Raw genomic sequence first — 18226 nt, forward strand, 5'->3', positions numbered from 1 at the left:
TTCACCTCCACCCCGACGCCCCCCTTGGCCGAGAGCCGGGCCTCCGACGCTGAGTAGCGCCGGGGGCCTGTCTCGTACGTTCATCAGCCGCTGCGGGGAACAGCGGGGAATCCCGGGCGCGAACACCGCCCCCAGGCCGGTAGTTGTCAAGTCAAATGAGACGTTCGCGGTGCTATGAACCTTGTGGTTCGGGTTGCCTTCGTTTCGCCGGGTCGTTGATCCAGACCTGGCCGGGTATCTCGGGTGGTCTTGGTCGGCGGGCGAAGCGTTCGGGGTGGCGTTCGTATGCCTCGGCGAGAGCGGTGGCCCGCTGGTCGCGGACCTCCTCTGCAGTGCCGAAGTGGACGGAGGCGGGGGTGTGCAGGCCGATCCCGGAGTGTCTGTGGTCGTGGTTGTAGTAGGTGATGAAGGCGTCCATCCACTCCCGGGCATGGGCCAGCGAATCGAACCGTTCTGGGTAGTCGGCGGTGTACTTCGTGGTCCTGAACTGGCTTTCCGAGTATGGGTTGTCGTTGCTGACCCTGGGGCGCGAGTGGCTCCTGGTGATGCCGAGGTCGATCAGCAGTTGGGACACCTTCTTGCTGGTCATCGAGGTGCCGCGGTCTGCGTGCACGGTCTCTGGCACGATGCCGTTGCGCTCGATCGTCTCGCGGATCAACTCCTCCGCCCGCTCAGCCGTTTCGGCCCGCTCGACGGTGTGGCCGACGATGTAGCGGCTGAAGATGTCGATGATCACGTAGGCGTGGTACCAGATGCCCTTGTCCGGGCCGGGCAGCTTCGTGATGTCCCAGGTGAAGACCTGCGAGGGGCCGGTCGCCGTCAGCTCGGGGATCGTCCTGGGCGGGTGGGTGGCCTGGCGGCGGCGTTCGCCGTTCTGCCCGGCGGCGGACAGGATCCGGTACATCGTCCGCTCCGAGCACCAGTAGTTCCCCGCGTCCAGCTCACGCGCCCAGACCTGCGCGGGCGGCAGGTCTACGTACTCCGGCCGGTTCAACAGCGCCAGGATCTCTGCCCGTTCGGCCGGCGAGAGGGCCGAGGCGGGCGTGGGTCTTGGGGACGGTGCGGGCTTCGGCTTGGGGTTGATGTGACGGTAGTGGGTGGCGCGTGAGCGCCCGGTCAGCCGGCAGGCTGCTGTGGTCCCCAACTGGCCCTGCACACCCGTGAACGCTTCGTCGATCAGGGGCGCGGCGGCGTGCTTCAGTCCGCGCTCTCGGAGAGCAGTTCCAAGAGCGCGTTGGCTTTTCCCATGACTTCCAGGGCCGCGTCCCGGCGGGCCAGGTCCTTCTCCAGTCGTGCGACCTTCTTGCGCAGCCGTTCCAGCTCGGCCTGCTCGGCCGCCTTCTTCGGCCGCACCGCCGAGGTCCGCCGGTCGGCCAGGGCATCCAGGGCGCCGGCCTCGCGGGCCTGGCGCCACTCGATGATGTGCGAGTGGTACAGCCGCTCACGGCGCAGGATCGCGCCTTTCTCCCCGGCCGGGGCGGCGTCGTACTCGGCAACGATCCGCAGCTTGTACTCCGCGGAAAACGTCCGCCGCTTCGGCTTCGGCGCCGGATCGTCACCGGCGGGTATCGGGGTCGTGCTGGCCATGCTGAAGGGATCTCCTGTCTCGCCCATCCAGACTAACCCGATAAACCGGGTGTCTCAGCCGAGGCTGTCAGAGAGGGGGCACCCGTACCGCGACCAGGGGCAGCGAACCTGCGCGTACCTTGTCTTGCGAACTGGGGCCCCGGCGAATCTCGCGACCGCCGCAAGAGGTAGCCTTCCCGTCCGTTCGAAGCCACTGGAGGACCTTGTGCATACCGCCGTTTTCCTGCTGCGGGACGCATTGAGCCTCGGTGGCGGACTGGTGGGCATGTGGGAACTGACCCGCCCGGCTTCCGGACCGGGCTGGAGAAAGCCACGGCTCTTCTCCGCAATGGCGGCTTCGTTGCTCGCCGCGCTACTGGCCATCTAGACGGGCAGCACGGCCGACTCCGTGCGCCTCGGCGTGCCCGATCAGGTGGGGAACCGGGTGGAGCACGGTGCCATCGTGCACGTAGAAGCGGCGCCCCGTGTCTTGGAGCCCGCCTTGTGTCCAACGCCTTCGCCGGCCTAGTGCGAAGAGTGTGGGATGTGAACCCACGGTGACATCGCTGCCACGACGGTTTTCACGTCCATCCGCTCCTGTGCTGCGGCAAGCGCAACACTCCGGGCCTGTCGGTCGTACCGGGCAGAATACGGCTCCGTGAGCCTCCACTACGAAGTCGTCTTCGCCTGCCTCCTCCGCGACGACACGCCTGATGCGGTCCTGGACGCCCTGCGATGGCACCTCGGCCTGACCCCTGAACGCCCGGCAGGACTCGACGGGGAGGAGCACACATATCCACTGCTCTCCTCGGATCCGGACAGCCGCCTGCCCGGAGGTGATTTCGCGTCCCTACGGCGCCAGTCCTGGGGCTTCACGGCCAGTGGTGAGCGCCACGTCTGGGGGCTGTTCAGCCGCAACCTCTGGCTCGACGACATGATGGCTGACCTCGTCCCCATCCTGGACCTGCTCGCACCTCACGTCGAAGAACCTGGCTACGGCGGGCACTTCCGCGAGGAATTCGACGCCGCGCCGACCGTCTTCACTTTCCACGCGGGCACCCACGGGCCGCTGAAGCTCTGACGCCACCCCCATCGGACAAGCAGCACCGCCGACCGTCCTGTTCGCAGTTGCGCGCTGTTGTCGGCGTACAGGTTGGCGTACGCCCGCTCGTCCCGCACCCTGACATGGATCGGCGTACCGCACTGAAGTACAGCAACCACAGCGACCAATCCCGTCCTTTGGCGTCCTCCTAGAGCAGCAGCACCGCCGGAATGACCGTCCGCGACCGATCTACATGGAGCTACGGATCGAGGGGCGTCGTTGCAGCTACGAGTCGTGTCGGCGGGCAGGACTGCGGGTGATGAGCCAGTAGGCGAGGGCCGCCGGTGGGCAGAAGCACAGCAGTAGGATCAGTACCTTTGAGTCCGTTTCGGCCGAAGCCCGGCCGGATGCCTTCACCTCCGCCGGTAGATCGGCGGTGATGGCGCCGAGTTGCGCGGCGGTGGCTGCCTGGTAGGCCTCGGCCACGCGTTCTTCAAGCTCGGACAGGGTCAGTCGGCCGGCCGCGTAGTGGTCTTTCAGTCGCTCCACGGCATCATCGCGCTCCGGATCCGAGATTTTGAGCGCAGGCCGGTCTTGAGATTCTTCAGCGTGGGTCATCTTGGCCTCCAGGCGATGGCGCGTTGCCGGATGGACGATCGTGCAGGTCGATCACCGCGACGACGACTCGGGTCCAGACGCCGGGTGCGTCGTGGTTTCCGAACCGAGAGGCAAGCTCATCAATGTGTCCGCGTAGCTCGGCAAGTGCCTCGTCGGTAAGCCGCAGGGCACCGCGATGGAGGTCGACCTCCCTCCGCCGGCCAACTTGTCTGGCCTGGCATGCGGCGTTGATGTCGGCCCGGGTCGCGTCGAGCATGGAGCCGAGGAACGCCGCCTGCTCTTCCGGAGTCGCACCATCCGCAGGTGGCTCGTTGACCGCAGGGGCATAGACCCGTTCGACTTTGCCGCCGGCCACCGGCCGGTATTCGGCGATCTCGATGAGCCCAGCGCGCTCCAACTGGCCAAGGTGGTAGTAGAGCCGATCAACTGGCAACCCGATGCAGCCGGCAAGTTCGCGAGCAGAGCGCGGCATCTCCCACATCGCCTCCAACAGCCGGATACGCCGGGGGTCCGCCAGCGCCCTGTGCACTCCATGCCACCGCCGGGATGAGGGGGAGGAATCCTGCGCACTCATTGACCATCGATCCACATGTTGAAGATGACTCCAGCCATTGGAATTCTTTACAACGATCCGCCCTACAGCAGCAGTTCGCAAGAGGTGCACGCCGAATCCTCGGCAGACGGAGAGGGGATACACCGGATGACAAGCCAGGTCGCCCGCCTGCGCAAAGGCTCACGTGGCGGACGACCACCCGGCTTCGACGAGGACCGGTACAAGCAACGCAACACCGTCGAACGGGCCATCAACCGGCTCAAGCAGCACCGATCCAGCTACCAAGGAGGAACAGCGGGGAATCGCGGGCACGGACGCCGACCCGTGGCAACGTAGAACCACCGGGGCCAGCCAACGGGCACGTACCTTGTCTTCCCAACTGGGTGCGTACCGCCGAACGATCTGACTGACGTTTGGTCAGCCTCAACGAGGCTTGGCGGACCGACGAGGGGCGCACCCCCCGTTCGATCACAACCCGAGAATGCCGTCCTGCCGCATGTGCAGTTCGGAGCGGACAAGTTCGAGGAGACGGCCCGTCCAGTTGCGACCTCGGCCGGCGTTGTCACCCCAGAAGGCCGAGTCCGCATCGCTGTAGATCAAGGTGGCGTCCCTCGTTGCCAGCAGGATCTCGGCCAGCTCGGGATGCTGGTCGTACTTGGTGCGCAGCAGGCCGGTCATGACGGCGGTGCGTGCATGTTCCCAGCCCTTGCGGCGTGGTGTCCCGGTCGCGAGCTTGCGTGCTGTCGCGGCGGTGTCCGCTGTCGTGATCGCGGCGCGAACCTCTGGATCAGAGACCGACAGGGCCCAGTAGGCGTGGGCGACCGAGGGGTAGCTGACCTTCCCGACGGTGATCGGGGCGGGATAGTCGTTGCGCAGGCCGACCTGGCCGGGGTCGGTCATCGGCTTGTTCGGATACGAGTGGTACAGATGCACCGCCGGAGCGTGCGGAGCGGTCGGTCCGTCTGCTGGGATGCGGGTGTGCCGCTCGGCGATCCGGCGGGCCCGGTCCTCGAAGTACGCGAGGGCACTGTCGTAGGCGTCCTGTGTGACCGGCGGGTCGATCGGCACGTAGGTCTCACCTCCGGGCCCCGCCACCAGCACGCGCAGCGGCCAGTCCTTGCTGTCCATGTCGCCCAGCGCGTAGCGGCGCTGTGAGATGGGGATGGCCAGGAACGCGGTGCGGGCCGCGGCCCGGTTTGCCTCTGTCCTATCGGCGAGGAAAGTGTCGACGGCGGCCAGACAGCGGCCGGTCGAGTCAGGCCGTCCGTTCAGCTTGTCGATGGTGTCGCGGATTTCGGCGACCAGCAGGTCAGGGGTGAGCCAACTTCGGGGCTCGCTGAACTTCCAGGACGCCAGCTCGTGCGCGGATGCCTGAGCACCCTCCGGGATGCTCGTGGCCACCCAGCCGGTCCGGAGCTTCTCCTCGAACTCCTCGATGGTGTTCAGGCCCCAGCAGTCGATGAGTCCGTCGGCATAGATGAAGAGGTCGGTCAGGAAGTACTGGCCGTTGCGGACGAAGGCGTGCCGCCAGGTTCCGGGTATGCGGACGCCGTCCGCGGTGCGATACGTGATCCGGTTGCCGATCATCTGGTGATTGTGTCGGAGCCGCACCGGCTGATCGAGCCAGAGCTAGGGATCAGAAGGTCTCTGACATCGACTGCTGCGACTTTAAGCCTGCTCGCCGTTGCCGTGGACTGGCACTTCGCTCCGCCGACGACCCAAGGCGCCGCTGCCATGCTGGCGTGCCACTTCCGTGCCGCATTGGGCGGTCGGTCACGGCCAACGACGGTGCGCATCGGTCGCGGTTACCCACCCACCTGGGTACTCCCCATCTGCCCTGAGGCCTGCGCGTCTTCCCGAAGTCCACCACCAGGTTTACAGCGCAGTCGTCCCTGACGCGCGAGCGCCCTCCCGGGCCGTCCTGGGGCCGTGGAAGGGCGCTCAGTGATGACCAACGCTGACGAGTGTCAACAGTTCAGCAGCAGGTCAGGACGCTCATCATTCGGACAGCCGCAGGTCGCGGCCGCCTGTGGTCAGTTGCGGCTGTGCAGATCACGCGGCGTTGAGCTGAGCGGCCAGGAACACCGCTGCCACCGAGGGGCGGACCGCGTACGTTGCGCCCGCGCTCCCCTCAGGAGCCTCCCACCAGTAGAACGGAAGCCGCCGCCCACTGTTGCTGTGTCCCTTGCTCATCCCGGACAGCACCCCTGCCACGCGTCGCGCCGGATCACTCTCGTTCGGCCCGCCCAGGGCCTGGTCCACCAACTCTGTGCAGTGGATCATCCGGCCTGGGTTGCACAGCAGGTGCTGGAGCACCCGCCGGGCCTGCGGCGCGAGTTCGGCCAAGAACATCGCGGCGCGCTCCAAGTCCTCCGGACCCCATTCCGAGGCTCCGTAGTGCCCCTCTTCACCAGAGTGCTTGGCCCATCGTGGATCAGCGTCGGTCAGATACGCCGTCATGTCCGCCCCCAACAGTTCACCCCTCACGTGTGTGCCGTTCGCACCGTACAGATCCGCCAGGACACCGCGTGTCGCATCCGTGTCGAAGTTCTACCGGCAAGCAGCTCAGCTGAGGAAGAACCACAGATCAAGGAGAACGGGACGCGGCCCCAGAGCCCCTTCTTAACAACTGGTCCAGCGGCCCGGGAAGGCCGACGCTACGGTGTCGGAGGCCGGCAGTAGTCTCCGCGCATGGCAACCAGACCGTCCACGACATGGCGCGACGAGGTCGCGCGAAGCGACTCCACGGAGCTCTACTCCCCCGGCGTGCTGCAGGCCACCGACACCGCGCTGGCCTCATTTGAGGAAGAGGCACGTGCTCTCGGCAGCGCATCCGACGAGCCCGTACTTGCCGCCGTGGAGCGCGTCGTGCAGCAACTGAACGTCATCGATGAGAAGCACGGGGCGTACTGCACCATCGAGCGAGAGGACCTCTGCGAGTACATCGATGACGTCCTCGTCGAGCAAGGTGTCGACGTCTCGGCGCTCCTGGCCCGCCAGGACATGGAGGAGTTGACCGAACGGTGGCGTGACTGGTGAGTCAGGCGACGGTGCAGCTTGGGTTGGCCGAACGTAAGGCGCTCAATCGGCCCGCCGCGGCCACCGGCGCCGGCGCCGGCGAGACCGAGCGAAAGTCGGTCCTCGGCAAGGTCTGACGCCGAACGAACTCAAGCGCCTGGGGCAGGGTAGGCGCCCCAAGTGCCTCCAACGTCACCCGAAGAATCCCGAGGGGATGTACGGCTCCGGTGGCCGCATTCCGCGGAGGCAGACCCAGCCGGACGTGCTGAGTTCCAGTCCGGCGGTCAGCCCCACATCCACGGCCCACTACTGCTCGGCCGTCACATTGGCGACCTGTGCCGGGGAGCCCTCGGGCAGGCTCAGTAGTGCGGCCGTGAGCAGCCGGGTCGCCAGGCGGCGGGAGGTAGCGGCGAGCAGCCGTACGTTCCCGTATTTGTCGATGTAGCAGTAGCCGCTTCCGGCGAGGTCGTCGACGATCAGCAGGCGGCTCTCGGTGAGCAGTTGGTCGTGGGAGGGGCCGTGGGCGCCGCCCCGGGTGCGCCGGTCGACAGAGTCCATCAGGTCGCGGTGCTTGGCCGAGCCCTCGTGCACCGCCCCGTCCGGCGCGGGCAGGTCGCCCTTGCGGACGGCGCCTTCCAGGCGCATCGCCGGGTGCAGCGCGAAGCCCGCCCGGCGGTAGGTCGCCGCCGCCCGCGGGTCGGGGGAACTGCAGATGATGCCGCGCAGGCAGCCGCGCCCGTACGCCAGGGCGGCGGCGAGCAGTTCGCGCCCGACCCCCTGCCGCTGCGCGGAGGGCAGCACGGCGAAGAGCGACAGTCCCCACGTCCCCTCGCGGCGCGTCGACATCGCGACCCCGAGCGGCATGCCGGAGGTCTCGTCCACGGCCAGCCAGCAGCCACCGGGGTCGGTACGCGCGACGTACCGGTTGCGCCGCCGCAGCAGAGCGCCCAGCTCGGGAGGCATCTCCTCGGGCGGGCCGCCACCGGGCAGGGCATCGGAGGCGCCGAACGCGGCGGCGGCCACGACCGCTATCGCCTCGGCGTCCTCGTCGGTGTCGCGCAAGGGGCGAAGGATCATGCGCCCATCCTGCCCCTACGGCAGGGCGAGCATCCGCTCCTGATCCGAAGAGCGCCTGGGGACCCGAAAATTTCAGTTGATCAGGACCCTGGCGCATGAATACTGGCTGTCGTCTCCGTTGATCCGGCCTGCTGGCGACGCGACGTTCGCATTGGACTGGGGAAAGGGCCTGCGAGAATGACCATGCACGATGACCAAGTGGATGTGACCACCGACATCGTTGCGGCCCTGATCCAGGAACAGTTCCCTCAGTGGAGCGGCAAGGCGATCCGGCTCCAGTCGTCGACCGGGACGGTCAACGCCATCTTCCGCATCGGGGACGACCTCTCCGCGCGTTTCCCGCTGCGTCTGACCGATGCCGCTGAGGCACTGGCGGTACTGGAACGGGAAGCCCAGGCGAGCGCGGAGCTGGCACAGGTGTCTCGGTTCCCCGTTCCGGAACCCGTCGCCCTGGGAAAGCCTGGAGCGGGTTGCCCCATGCCGTGGTCGGTCCAGACATGGCTGCCGGGAACAGTCGCCTTCGATGCCGACCCGAGCGGGTCGGACGCTTTCGCCGAGGACCTTGCGGCCTTCATCGCAGCCCTGCGGGGCGCCGAGACGCGGGGGCGGCGTTTCAGCGGCGAGAACCGTGGCGGCGTTCTCGCTGACCACGACGACTGGATGGCGAAGTGCTTCGCGGCGAGCAAGGGGCTGCTCGATGTGCCCCGGCTGCGCCAAGTGTGGGGCCACCTGCGGGAGTTGCCACGCACGGCTGCCGATGTGATGAGCCATGGCGACCTGATTCCCGGCAACGTACTGGTCGCGGGAGACCGGCTCAGCGGCGTACTCGACACCGGTGGCTTCGGCCCGGCCGACCCGGCGCTGGATCTGGTCAGCGCCTGGCACCTGTTGCAACCGGGCCCACGGGAAGTGCTCCGGCGGACACTGGCCTGCGACGATCTGGAGTGGGAGCGCGGCAAGGCCTGGGCCTTCGAACAGGCGATGGGGCTTGTCTGGTACTACGTCGAGAGCAATCCGACGATGAGCAGAATGGGGCGCCGGACACTCGACCGCATCCTGGAGTCGACGAAGTGATGTCGCCCCGATCGTAGGCCGTGCAAGGTGGCCCCGAGCGTCCCGAGGCTCCTTCTTCGAACCCTGTCGAAGGCGATGCGACGCTTGCGTCGTCCACTATTCCGCCCGCGTGCTTCATGGTCAGAGGCCCTGGAACGCCGCAGCGCCCGGGGCTCTTCCAACCGCCGACCCGGTCACGGCTGCTCCGGTGGTCATGGGGGCGGTGTCGACGCGGAAGTCTCCGTTCCGTAGTCCGAGCGCGGGATGCTCCCGCGTGGTCGGGTGGCGGCTGTGAGACGTGGGCGGCGAATCCGGGGCGTGAGGGCGTTCTGGTTCAATGGTGACGATATGACTGATCTGATCTTGAGCGGGGCGCCGCTGGACTTCGAGCTGGTGCGGGCCGCTCAGGCAGGCGATGCGGGTTCCCTGGGGCTGCTGCTCGCCAGGCATCAGGCGACCATGCACGCGGTCGCCCTCGCCATGCTGGGCCACAGCCCGGATGCCGAGGACGCGGTGCAGGAGGCGGCGCTCATCGCGCTGCGGCGCATCGGGGATCTGCGGGATCCGGACGCCGCCGGGCCGTGGCTGCGCATGGTGGTCCGCAACGTCTGCCGTGCCCAGCTGCGCAAGAAGTCGGCGGTGCCGGTGGCCGAGCTCGAGGGGTTCGTCGCCATGGACCGCTCGGGTGGTCCGCCCGACCCGGCGGACGTGCTGGACGAGCACGTGCTGCAGGACTGGATCTGGAGTGCGCTGGAGAAGTTGTCACCGGCGCTGCGGTTGGTGACCATGCTGCGCTACTTCACGGACGTCACCTCCTACGAGGAGATCGCGCTGCTGTGCGGCACCCCCGTCGGCACCGTGCGCAGCAGGCTCAGCCAGGCGCGGGCGAAGCTGGCCGGTGCACTGGTGAGCATGGGCGACCAGGTGCACGACGACGCCGTCTCCCGCACCGCGCGCCACCGCTGTCTGGCCGAGGAGACCATGCTGGCGGGCCATCGTGGCGAGCTCGCCTCGGCGTGGGCGCAGTGGCGGTCACCTCGACTGGAGGTGACCTGGCCGACCGGCAAGCGCTCGGACCTCGACTACCTGGAGTTCTCCTTCCGCCGTGACGTCTCCGACGGCGTCCGTCAGAAGCTGATGAACGTGGTGGCCAGTCTCGAGGTGGTCATCTGGGAGGCGGCCATCATCAGCCCCCCGGAGGATCCGTTCCACTGCCCGCCCAGCGTGGTCTGGGTGCACCACCTGGACCGGAACCGTGACGACAGGCTGCGCCTGTACCACCCGCGCCGCCGCCGGGCCGGCCTCGCAAACAATCTTGAAGACTGATCGAACCTTTCCGGGGCCCACCGCATCGTGTGGGTATGAAAGCAATCCATCACGAGGCGGAGCACGGCGAGCGTGCTGCCGAGGTGCGCACCGTCATGGTCGACGGCGTGCGCCAGGTCTACCGGGTCGCGGGTGACGGGCCGGTGTGCCTCGTGCACTCCGGAGGCCCCGGTGTGCACCCTGAGTACCTGCGCATACCCGCACTGGAGCCGCATCTGACCATGGTCCACCTCGACCCCGTCGGGTCGGGCGACAGCGGCCTGCTGCCGGACGGGGACTACTCCACGTCCCGCTACGCGCGCTTCGCCGCGGCCGTACTCGACGACCTCGGGGCGCGGTCCGCCTACGTCCTCGGCCACTCGCACGGCGGTTTCGTCGCGCTGCAGTTCGGCCTCGACCACGCTGACCGCCTCGACGGGCTGATCCTCTACGACACCGCGCCCGTGTACGGGCCGGAACTGATGGAGGCGGCGTCCAAGGAGATGGCCGTGTTCGTCCAGCGCTGGCCGGACCGGCCCGAGGCGACCGAGGCGGGGCGGGTGTGGGAGGCCCGGATGTCGGGGGCGCTGGAGGTCGTCGACGACGCGTCGAAGGAGCGTTACCTCGGCACCCTCCTGCCCGCCTACTTCGCCGACTACCGCGCGACGGTCTCGCAGTTCGGCACGCCCACCCTGCGGGCCACCCATGACCCGAATCGGCTCCCCGCCGACTGGGACGTACGGGACCGGCTCGGCACGATCGCGGCGCCGGCCCTGGTGATCGTCGGTTCCTACGACTTCATCTGCCCTCCCCGCTTCGCGTACGAGATCCACGCCGGCATGCCGGACGCACGGCTGTGCGAGCTGACCGGGAGCGGCCACTTCGGGCACGTCGAGGAGACCGAGAGGTTCGTCGCCGCCGTACTCGACTTCGTCACCACCACCGACAAGGGGAACCAAGCGTGAGCACCACCGTGCCGACCGGCCTGGCCGAAGAGACCGAGATCAAGGCGTACAGCGACTTCGTGGCCGGCGCGCCCGCGGACGTCCTCAGCACCCTGGGCATCGGCGCGCAGCAGTTCGGCTCGGCGCGGGCGCTGGCCGTTCGCGAGGACCCGAGCCGCTTCTTCAACCGGGCCGGGGGATTCGGGCCTGCCGAGCCGATCACGGCGGACGTCGTGGAGCAGGTGTGCGACTTCTACCGCGCTCAGGGCGTGCCCCAGGGCTCGTTCATGATCGCGCCGTCCCTGCTGCCGTCGGATTGGGCCTCGACCGCGCAGAAGTGGAACCTCACCGAGGGCACCCGTTTCGCCAAGCTCGGATGCGACGTCTCGACCGTACTGGCCGGGGCCGACGGTGTCGCCGCGCTCGACCCGGACCTGCGGGTCGGCCTCGTCGAGCGTGACCGTGCACGCGAGTGGGCGACCGTGATGATGACGACCTTCGGCTTCGGCACGCCGGCCATGATCGACATGGCCGCGGCATGCGTGGGCAGGCCGGACTGGCGGCAGTACGCCGTTTGGGAGGGCGAACGGATCGTTGCAGTCGGCAGCATCTTCGTGAACGGTGACTGTGCCGACATGTTCGGCGGGGCGACGCTGCCGGAGTGGCGCGGCCGCGGCGCCCAGTCGGCGCTGCTCACGGCCCGGGCCCGGGCCGCCCACGACGCAGGCTGCCGATGGCTCGTCGCCGAGACCGGGGCGGAAGGCCCCGGCGACCACAACACGTCCCTGCACAACATGACGCGCGCCGGGTTCGAGCTGCTCTACGAGCGGGTCACCTGGGTGTGGGGCGGGTAGCCGGACCGGAAAGGCCGGAGGCGCCCGGCGGTCAGGCCCGGAGCCTGACCGCGGGCGTCTGCGGCCGGCGGGGTGCGGCCGGCGGCTGCACGCCTACGACAGCGTCCGGGGAGACATACGGCGGGGCCGGAGCTTGGCGGCGACCATGGCCGCGAACACCACGACCCAGAACGCCGCGGCGATCCAGACCTCCCAGCGGCCCATGCTCGTCATCCACGAGGTCCCGGTCGCGCGTCCCAGTTCGTGCGTCGTGACGGCGTACATGCCGACCGGGAAGACGAGGTTCCACCAGCCGAGGTCGTAGCGCAGCGGAATGCGGCGCAGCGCGTGCCGCCACACGCCCAGGGCCAGCAGAAGGGGGATGAGCCAGCTCGAGAACGACCACAGGACGACGGACGACCCGACGAGGAGTGGGCGCGCCAGCATGGTGCTGCCCGCGGGGAGTGCCATCAGCCGCACTGCGGCAAGGACAGCGATCGCCGCCGCCCCCATGAAGATCCAGACGGACGTCATGAGGCCTTCCGGCCGGACCGGCCGGGCCAGCAGTCTGGCCAGGACGATGGCGGCGGTCAGCAGGTACTGCACCAGGCCGACGGCCCAGCACACCACCGCCAGCACCGGCAGGACGGCGCCCGGGGTCACCCGGGCCAGCGCGGCCGCCGCGACCGCCACCGACTCCGATCCCACCGCCCACAGGAACCAGGTGCCGTTCACCTGGTCGAACGAGGGTCCCCGTTTCAGGGTGGTGATGAGCGCGAGCGGGATGCCGTAGTCCAGCACGATCCACCCCAGTGCCCCGAAGGCCAGGAACGCCCATGCGACCGCGGTGTGGCCTTCCGGCGCGAGGCGCGCGGCCAGCACGTTGGCGGAGATGGCGACGGTGAGGAACGCGAAGGCGCGCGGCCCCAGGAAATCCGCGACGAAACGCTCGCGCTGCCGCAGCAGCCGCCAGCCGTAGGCGGGCAGCAGTACCGCGAACCCGGCCAGTGCCACCCACAGCAGTACGGCGGAGGCGGTGCCGGCGCCGTTGACGTACAGGGCCGTGGAGACGATGCCGGTGCCCATGACGAACGCGAGCGCGCCCGGGTTGAGGTCGGCCACCGCGGCGGAGACGGCCGCGCGGCGTCCGGAAGGCGCCTGTTCATCGATTCTGCGACCGCTGATCTTGGTCATGACGCATCCTCCGGCCGCTGACGCAGCAGCAGCATTTTACTGGTATGTGCATTTCGTCGTCTTTTGGGCACGGTGACGGCAGCCTGCGCCAGGGCCTCCATGACGCTGTCCGCGACGGCCTGTGCGGTCAGGCCCGCTTCCGCGAGGATCTCGGCACGGGTGGCCTGCCGGGGAAACCCGTCGGCCACGCCCAGGGCACGTACCGGGGTGCGGATGCCGGCATCCTGCAGGGCCTGGCCCACCGCGGTGCCCACTCCCCCGGTACGCAGGCCGTCCTCGACCGTGACGACCAGGGCGCGGTCGGCGGCGAGGGCGGGCAGTTCTCCAGGCAGCGGTTTGACCCACAGCGGGTCCACCACGGTGACCTCCACGCCACGCTCGGCGCAGAGCTCCGCCGCTTCGAGGGCGACCGGGGCCATCGTCCCGACGGCGATCAGCAGGACGCCGCCGGTGCCGGGGGCCTCACGCAGGACGTCGACCGCACCGGCCCGACCGGCCGCCGGGATCGCCGGGCCGACCGCGCCCCGCGGGTAGCGCAGGACCGTCGGCGCGTCGGTGGTCGCGACGGCCTGCCGCAGCTGCTGCCGCAGCGTGTGCGCGTCACGGGGAGCCGCGATCCGCAGGCCCGGGACGGCCTGGAGCATCGCCAGGTCCCACAGACCGTTGTGGCTGGGCCCGTCGTCACCGGTGACCCCGGACCGGTCGAGGACGAGGGTCGCACCGAGACGGTGCAGCCCGAGGTCCATCAGCACCTGGTCGAGTGCGCGGTTCAGGAAGGTGCCGTACAGGGCGATCACCGGGTGCAGTCCCGCCATCGCCATCCCGGCGGCCGAGGCGACCGCGTGCTGCTCGGCGATGCCGACGTCGAAGAACCGTGCCGGATAGCGTGCGGCGAAGTCGTTCAGACCGACCGAGCCGGGCATGGCCGCGGTGATCGCCACGACCTCCGGGTGCGCGTCCGCCAGTTCCACCAGTTCCCGGCCGAACACCGCCGACCAGGTCGGAACGGCGGGCCGCAGCGGGCGCCCGGTCTGCGGGTCGATGGCGCCGATGCCGTGCAGATGGTCCTCCTCGTCCTCCTCGGCGGGCGCGTATCCGAGCCCTTTGCGCGTGATGCAGTGGACGACGACGGGCGCGCCATGGGCCTTGGCCCGCTCCAGGGCCGCTTCCAGGGCGGGGATGTCGTGGCCGTCGACCGGCCCGAGGTAGTGCAGGCCCAGCGCGCCGAAGAGCGAGTGCGGCGTCACGGCGTCGGTGGAGCCCTCCACCAGGCCCGCACGCAGCCCCTCCTTGATGCCCTCCTTGGCGGCATGCAGGGTGCGGTGCAGTGCCCGCCCCGGCGTTCCGGCACCGCCGAGGGCCTGTTTGCCCCAGCCCGCCAGACGCTCGTAGCCGGCGTGGGTGCGCAGGGCCGTCAGGTGCCGCGCGAGTCCGCCCACAGTCGGTGCGTACGAACGGCCGTTGTCGTTGACGACGATCACCACGGGCCGTTCGGGGGCCTCCGCGACGTTGTTCAGGGCCTCCCAGGCCAGCCCCCCGGTGAGTGCCCCGTCGCCGACGACGGCGACGATGTGCCGGTCCGCCTCCCCCGCGAGCTGTCCGGCCTTGGCCATGCCGTCGGCGTACGACAGGGCCGCCGACGCGTGGGAGTGCTCGATGTGGTCGTGCGCGGACTCCTCCCGGCTGGGGTACCCCGACAGGCCGCCGCGCTGCCGCAGGCCGGTGAACTCACCGGCCCGCCCCGTCACGATCTTGTGGACGTACGCCTGGTGCCCGACGTCCCACAGCAACCGGTCACGCGGGGAGTCGAAGACCCGGTGCAGCGCCAGCGTCAGCTCCACCACGCCGAGGTTGGGCCCCAGATGGCCGCCCGTGGCCGCGACGTGCCGGATCAGGAACTCGCGGATCTCCCCGGCGAGCCCGACCAGTTCCGGATGGCTCAGGCCCCTCAGGTCCGCGGGCCGGTTGATCCCTGCCAGCAGGCTCATGCCGCTGCTCCTCATCGATGCCGCTGTGCCGTCGGCGGCTGCACCCGCCGCTCGGACCGACCTGTGCGGCCCCATCGCCTTGAGACGCTAGATCCGGGAGGGCACGGGGACGGACAGTCCTGCGTGCCACGGCGGCCTCACATCAGGACATCGGCCGGGCGGCCGCCCCGGACCGCCCGTCCCCGCGTCACGGAGCGCGCACGGACGACGCGGTGTCCTGATCCGAGGGCTTCTTGTCCCCCGCTCCGCCATCGGCTGCGTGGGGAAGCCCGGTTATGTCTGTAGGGCCGCGAACTCGCGGCCGGTGGACCCACCCCGGGGAAGAAGCATGACCGACCGCCATCCGGCCACCGCCACACGGCAACCTCCACCCATCCTGTGGAGCCTGGGTCTCCTGCACGGCGAACTGCGGGCAGCGCACGGCCTGTCGCTCCACGACTACCTCATCCTCGGGGCCCTCGCGGAAGCCGAGGGCCGGCCCGTACCCCTGACCCGGCTGACGGCGCTCCTGCGCGAGACGCGGACCCGGATCGCCTCCCTCCTCACGGGCCTGGAGGCGGAAGGACTCGTCGAACGCAGTCGTGGCCCCAGAGATCGCAGAACGATCGAAGTGACCCTGACCGAGGCCGGACGTGCCAGGTTCACCGACGCCGAGCGGGCCGCACACGAGCGGCTGCGCCGGCATTTCGTCCTGTGACCGGTGCACACGCCACGGTCGCCGGCCGGACACACCGAGGCCTGTCGACGGGTCCCGGAAAAATATCGGGCGGTGATGTCGAGAACCCGTGGCCGGCTCCGTCCCCGGGGTGAAGGCGGCCACAATGGGCCGCACCGGCACCAGGGAGAACCACGATGGCCAAGTACCTGCTCCTCAAGCACTACCGCGGCGCACCGGCCGCCGTGAACGACGTGTGCATGGACCAGTGGACGCCCCAGGAGATCTCCGACCACGTCCAGTACATGCACGACTTCGCCGCCCGCCTGGAGGAGACCGGCGAGTTCGTCGACGGCCAGGCCCTCGCACCCGAGGGCACCTGGGTCCGCTACGACGGCGAAGGCCGCCCGCCCGTCACCGACGGCCCCTTCGCCGAGACCAAGGACCTCATCGCCGGCTGGATGATCATCGACGTCGACACCTACGACCGCGCCGTCGAACTCGCCGGAGAGCTCTCCGCCGCCCCCGGCGCCGGCGGCAAGCCCATCCACGAATGGCTCGAACTCCGCCCCTTCCTCGCCGCCCCGCCCACCATCACCGAATGACCACCCCCATCGACGAGGCCCGGCTCCGCAGCCTCACGCCGGGCGTCCTCGCCGTCCTCGTCCGCCGCGGAGCCGACTTCGCGGCGGCCGAGGACGCCGTCCAGGACGCGCTGGTCGAGGCCGTCCGCGTCTGGCCGGCCGACCCGCCCAGGGACCCCAAGGGCTGGCTGGTCACCGTGGCCTGGCGCCGGTTCCTGGACGCGACGCGGGCGGACACCGCCCGCCGCCGCCGTGAGGACCTCGTCGACCGGGAACCGGACCCCGGGCCCACGCCCGCGGCCGACGACACGCTCCAGCTGTACTTCCTGTGCGCCCACCCGTCACTGACGCCCTCGTCGGCGGTCGCGCTCACGCTGCGCGCCGTGGGCGGGCTGACGACCCGGCAGATCGCCCAGGCGTACCTGGTGCCCGAGGCGACCATGGCGCAGCGCATCAGCCGGGCCAAACGCACCGTCTCCAGCGTGCGGTTCGACCAGCCCGGCGACGTCGCCACCGTGCTGCGCGTCCTCTACCTGGTCTTCAACGAGGGCTACTCCGGCGACGTCGACCTCGCCGCCGAGGCCATCCGCCTCACCCGGCAGCTCGCGGCAGCGATCGACCACCCCGAGGTGGCGGGGCTGCTCGCCCTCATGCTGCTCCACCACGCCCGGCGGGCCGCCCGGACCGCGCCCGACGGCAGCCTGGTCCCGCTCGCCGCACAGGACCGCGGCCGGTGGGACACCCGGGCCATCGCCGAGGGCGTCGGGATCCTGCAGGCGGCACTCGCCCGCGACCGGCTCGGCGAGTTCCAGGCGCAGGCCGCCATCGCGGCACTGCACGCCGACGCACCCACCGCCGAGGAGACCGACTGGGTGCAGATCGTCGAGTGGTACGACGAGCTGACACTCCTGACCGACAGCCCGGTCGTCCGCCTCAACCGCGCGGTCGCCGTCGGCGAGGCCGACGGACCGCGCGCCGGGCTGGCGGCGCTCGCGGCGCTGGACGACTCGCTTCCCCGGTACACCGCGGTGGCGGCCTACCTCCACGAGCGCGACGGCGACCTGACGACGGCGGCACGGCTGTACGCCGAAGCGGCCCGCAGGGCACCCAACCTCGCCGAGCGCGACCATCTGACACGCCAGGCCGCCCGCCTCAACTCCCGCCGTGGTGGCTGACGGTGTGGGGAAGCGGTAGCCGGTGCTGCGGCCCTGAGACCGGTGCCGGGATGAATCTCGGCCGACATGGGCGCACTCTGGAGGTAGGCCCCGTTTCCGCACCTGCCGAATGGGCCCTCGGGACGGGGCTGTGGCTGCAGGCCGCTGCCCGCGATGGGCCGTGGCCGATCCATCCACGGGAGCCCGGAGGCCCTCGTAGGCCGGGGGCCGGTGTGCCGGCTCGTTCCGGGCGGTATTGATGGTCTCTTCAGTACCTCAGCGTTGTTCTCGCGCCGGGCGACCGTGGCACCTACCGAATGCACGGAAGGACACGCCATCATGAGGCGCAAGACACTGATCGCCACCGTGGCTGCCGCCGCCGCACTGGCCGGAGCGGCAGGCTCGACGTCGGCCGCCGTCGCGGCCGACCACCCTCAGAGCACGGTCTCCGTGGTCGCCGACGACGGCGGCGGCGGCGACGACGGCGGGGGCGACGACGGTGACGACGGCGGCGACTACGGTGACTGACGGTGGCTCCCGCAGCTGACAGCGCGGACGCCACCCCACACGCAATGCGTCTTCTCCAGGCCGGCGGTACCACCCGCTGACCTGTCGAGGTCTCATCGCCATCCGCGGGTCCCC

Annotated in this window: 18 protein-coding genes and 2 pseudogenes; 11 read left to right on the top strand and 9 right to left on the bottom strand. The window is 69.8% G+C overall.

Features of this window, described 5'->3' with window-relative positions:
- Window positions 1–172: 172 nt before the first annotated feature.
- Together AC1VWI_RS07475 and AC1VWI_RS07480 are read right to left on the bottom strand one after the other, a co-directional pair.
- The gene (locus AC1VWI_RS07475; protein WP_419249715.1) at window positions 173–1156 is read right to left on the bottom strand and encodes an IS3 family transposase; all 984 of its coding nucleotides are present in this window, start codon (window positions 1154–1156) and stop codon (window positions 173–175) included.
- A gap of 41 nt (window positions 1157–1197) precedes the next feature.
- On the bottom strand, window positions 1198–1587 hold the full coding sequence (locus AC1VWI_RS07480) for a transposase (RefSeq protein ID WP_419249714.1): 390 nt from the start codon (window positions 1585–1587) through the stop codon (window positions 1198–1200).
- Window positions 1588–2224: 637 nt separating this feature from the next.
- Here AC1VWI_RS07480 and AC1VWI_RS07485 point away from each other — a divergent pair.
- Window positions 2225–2647, top strand: coding sequence for a hypothetical protein (locus AC1VWI_RS07485; RefSeq protein WP_499510148.1), 423 nt, complete (start codon window positions 2225–2227; stop codon window positions 2645–2647).
- A 246-nt stretch (window positions 2648–2893) separates the two neighbouring features.
- Here the strand turns inward: AC1VWI_RS07485 and AC1VWI_RS07490 are convergent, their stop codons facing one another.
- Together AC1VWI_RS07490 and AC1VWI_RS07495 are read right to left on the bottom strand one after the other, a co-directional pair.
- A complete protein-coding gene (locus AC1VWI_RS07490) occupies window positions 2894–3226 on the bottom strand; it encodes a DUF1707 SHOCT-like domain-containing protein (RefSeq protein ID WP_499510149.1) in 333 nt (110 codons plus the stop codon).
- Window positions 3213–3755, bottom strand: coding sequence for a helix-turn-helix domain-containing protein (locus tag AC1VWI_RS07495; RefSeq protein ID WP_499510150.1), 543 nt, complete (start codon window positions 3753–3755; stop codon window positions 3213–3215). The genes AC1VWI_RS07490 and AC1VWI_RS07495 overlap by 14 nt, the downstream gene beginning before the upstream one ends.
- A 183-nt stretch (window positions 3756–3938) precedes the next feature.
- On the opposite strand from AC1VWI_RS07495, the pseudogene AC1VWI_RS07500 reads away from it, so the two are divergent.
- A pseudogene (locus AC1VWI_RS07500) lies at window positions 3939–4185 on the top strand (hypothetical protein); the annotation flags it as partial.
- Window positions 4186–4247: 62 nt separating this feature from the next.
- On the opposite strand, the gene AC1VWI_RS07505 reads toward AC1VWI_RS07500, so the two are convergent.
- A complete protein-coding gene (locus tag AC1VWI_RS07505; RefSeq protein ID WP_499510151.1) occupies window positions 4248–5366 on the bottom strand; it encodes an NADAR family protein in 1119 nt (372 codons plus the stop codon).
- 465 nt (window positions 5367–5831) lie between these two features.
- A complete protein-coding gene (locus AC1VWI_RS07510; protein ID WP_499510152.1) occupies window positions 5832–6239 on the bottom strand; it encodes a DUF6416 domain-containing protein in 408 nt (135 codons plus the stop codon).
- A 231-nt stretch (window positions 6240–6470) separates the two neighbouring features.
- On the opposite strand from AC1VWI_RS07510, the gene AC1VWI_RS07515 reads away from it, so the two are divergent.
- A complete protein-coding gene (locus AC1VWI_RS07515) occupies window positions 6471–6818 on the top strand; it encodes a hypothetical protein (protein ID WP_499510153.1) in 348 nt (115 codons plus the stop codon).
- A gap of 171 nt (window positions 6819–6989) precedes the next feature.
- Here the strand turns inward: AC1VWI_RS07515 and AC1VWI_RS07520 are convergent.
- Window positions 6990–7874 (bottom strand): annotated as a pseudogene (locus AC1VWI_RS07520) (GNAT family N-acetyltransferase).
- A gap of 177 nt (window positions 7875–8051) precedes the next feature.
- Between AC1VWI_RS07520 and AC1VWI_RS07525 the strand changes: the two are divergent.
- The 4 genes from AC1VWI_RS07525 to AC1VWI_RS07540 all read left to right on the top strand — a co-directional run bounded on the left by AC1VWI_RS07525 (window position 8052) and on the right by AC1VWI_RS07540 (window position 12030).
- On the top strand, window positions 8052–8948 hold the full coding sequence (locus AC1VWI_RS07525; protein WP_499510154.1) for an aminoglycoside phosphotransferase family protein: 897 nt from the start codon (window positions 8052–8054) through the stop codon (window positions 8946–8948).
- A 327-nt stretch (window positions 8949–9275) separates the two neighbouring features.
- Window positions 9276–10253, top strand: a complete 978-nt coding sequence (locus tag AC1VWI_RS07530) for an RNA polymerase sigma factor (RefSeq protein WP_499510155.1) — start codon at window positions 9276–9278, stop codon at window positions 10251–10253.
- 35 nt (window positions 10254–10288) lie between these two features.
- Complete coding sequence (locus AC1VWI_RS07535) at window positions 10289–11197, top strand: alpha/beta fold hydrolase (RefSeq protein WP_499510156.1); 909 nt, start codon at window positions 10289–10291, stop codon at window positions 11195–11197.
- Window positions 11194–12030, top strand: coding sequence for a GNAT family N-acetyltransferase (locus AC1VWI_RS07540; RefSeq protein WP_499510157.1), 837 nt, complete (start codon window positions 11194–11196; stop codon window positions 12028–12030). Before AC1VWI_RS07535 ends, AC1VWI_RS07540 begins: the two co-directional genes overlap by 4 nt.
- Before the next feature lie 93 nt (window positions 12031–12123).
- On the opposite strand, the gene AC1VWI_RS07545 is transcribed toward AC1VWI_RS07540, so the two are convergent.
- Together AC1VWI_RS07545 and dxs are read right to left on the bottom strand one after the other, a co-directional pair.
- The gene (locus AC1VWI_RS07545) at window positions 12124–13203 is read right to left on the bottom strand and encodes a tellurite resistance/C4-dicarboxylate transporter family protein (RefSeq protein ID WP_499510158.1); all 1080 of its coding nucleotides are present in this window, start codon (window positions 13201–13203) and stop codon (window positions 12124–12126) included.
- On the bottom strand, window positions 13200–15191 hold the full coding sequence (gene dxs, locus AC1VWI_RS07550; RefSeq protein WP_499510159.1) for a 1-deoxy-D-xylulose-5-phosphate synthase: 1992 nt from the start codon (window positions 15189–15191) through the stop codon (window positions 13200–13202). Before dxs ends, AC1VWI_RS07545 begins: the two co-directional genes overlap by 4 nt.
- A 328-nt stretch (window positions 15192–15519) precedes the next feature.
- On the opposite strand from dxs, the gene AC1VWI_RS07555 reads away from it, so the two are divergent.
- The 4 genes from AC1VWI_RS07555 to AC1VWI_RS07570 all read left to right on the top strand — a co-directional run bounded on the left by AC1VWI_RS07555 (window position 15520) and on the right by AC1VWI_RS07570 (window position 18112).
- Window positions 15520–15888, top strand: coding sequence for a MarR family winged helix-turn-helix transcriptional regulator (locus AC1VWI_RS07555; RefSeq protein ID WP_499510160.1), 369 nt, complete (start codon window positions 15520–15522; stop codon window positions 15886–15888).
- Between the two features lie 155 nt (window positions 15889–16043).
- Window positions 16044–16451 (top strand): YciI family protein, encoded by a 408-nt coding sequence (locus AC1VWI_RS07560; RefSeq protein ID WP_499510161.1) that lies wholly within the window; start codon window positions 16044–16046, stop codon window positions 16449–16451.
- Window positions 16448–17605 (top strand): RNA polymerase sigma factor, encoded by a 1158-nt coding sequence (locus tag AC1VWI_RS07565; RefSeq protein ID WP_499510162.1) that lies wholly within the window; start codon window positions 16448–16450, stop codon window positions 17603–17605. Before AC1VWI_RS07560 ends, AC1VWI_RS07565 begins: the two co-directional genes overlap by 4 nt.
- Window positions 17606–17923: 318 nt before the next feature.
- Complete coding sequence (locus tag AC1VWI_RS07570) at window positions 17924–18112, top strand: hypothetical protein (protein ID WP_499510163.1); 189 nt, start codon at window positions 17924–17926, stop codon at window positions 18110–18112.
- Window positions 18113–18226 lie beyond the last annotated feature (114 nt).

The organism is Streptomyces sp. TOM-9 (assembly GCF_056858595.1).

What these genes read in the sequence shown, in the direction of transcription:
- AC1VWI_RS07480 (WP_419249714.1), bottom strand. Translation starts at nt 1,587, where the DNA reads ATGGCCAGCACGACCCCGATACCCGCCGGTGACGATCCGGCGCCGAAG.
- AC1VWI_RS07490 (WP_499510149.1), bottom strand. Translation starts at nt 3,226, where the DNA reads ATGACCCACGCTGAAGAATCTCAAGACCGGCCTGCGCTCAAAATCTCG.
- AC1VWI_RS07505 (WP_499510151.1), bottom strand. Translation starts at nt 5,366, where the DNA reads ATGATCGGCAACCGGATCACGTATCGCACCGCGGACGGCGTCCGCATA.
- AC1VWI_RS07510 (WP_499510152.1), bottom strand. Translation starts at nt 6,239, where the DNA reads ATGACGGCGTATCTGACCGACGCTGATCCACGATGGGCCAAGCACTCT.
- AC1VWI_RS07515 (WP_499510153.1), top strand. Translation starts at nt 6,471, where the DNA reads ATGGCAACCAGACCGTCCACGACATGGCGCGACGAGGTCGCGCGAAGC.
- AC1VWI_RS07525 (WP_499510154.1), top strand. Translation starts at nt 8,052, where the DNA reads ATGACCATGCACGATGACCAAGTGGATGTGACCACCGACATCGTTGCG.
- AC1VWI_RS07530 (WP_499510155.1), top strand. Translation starts at nt 9,276, where the DNA reads ATGACTGATCTGATCTTGAGCGGGGCGCCGCTGGACTTCGAGCTGGTG.
- AC1VWI_RS07535 (WP_499510156.1), top strand. Translation starts at nt 10,289, where the DNA reads ATGAAAGCAATCCATCACGAGGCGGAGCACGGCGAGCGTGCTGCCGAG.
- AC1VWI_RS07545 (WP_499510158.1), bottom strand. Translation starts at nt 13,203, where the DNA reads ATGACCAAGATCAGCGGTCGCAGAATCGATGAACAGGCGCCTTCCGGA.
- dxs (WP_499510159.1), bottom strand. Translation starts at nt 15,191, where the DNA reads ATGAGCCTGCTGGCAGGGATCAACCGGCCCGCGGACCTGAGGGGCCTG.
- AC1VWI_RS07555 (WP_499510160.1), top strand. Translation starts at nt 15,520, where the DNA reads ATGACCGACCGCCATCCGGCCACCGCCACACGGCAACCTCCACCCATC.
- AC1VWI_RS07560 (WP_499510161.1), top strand. Translation starts at nt 16,044, where the DNA reads ATGGCCAAGTACCTGCTCCTCAAGCACTACCGCGGCGCACCGGCCGCC.
- AC1VWI_RS07565 (WP_499510162.1), top strand. Translation starts at nt 16,448, where the DNA reads ATGACCACCCCCATCGACGAGGCCCGGCTCCGCAGCCTCACGCCGGGC.
- AC1VWI_RS07570 (WP_499510163.1), top strand. Translation starts at nt 17,924, where the DNA reads ATGAGGCGCAAGACACTGATCGCCACCGTGGCTGCCGCCGCCGCACTG.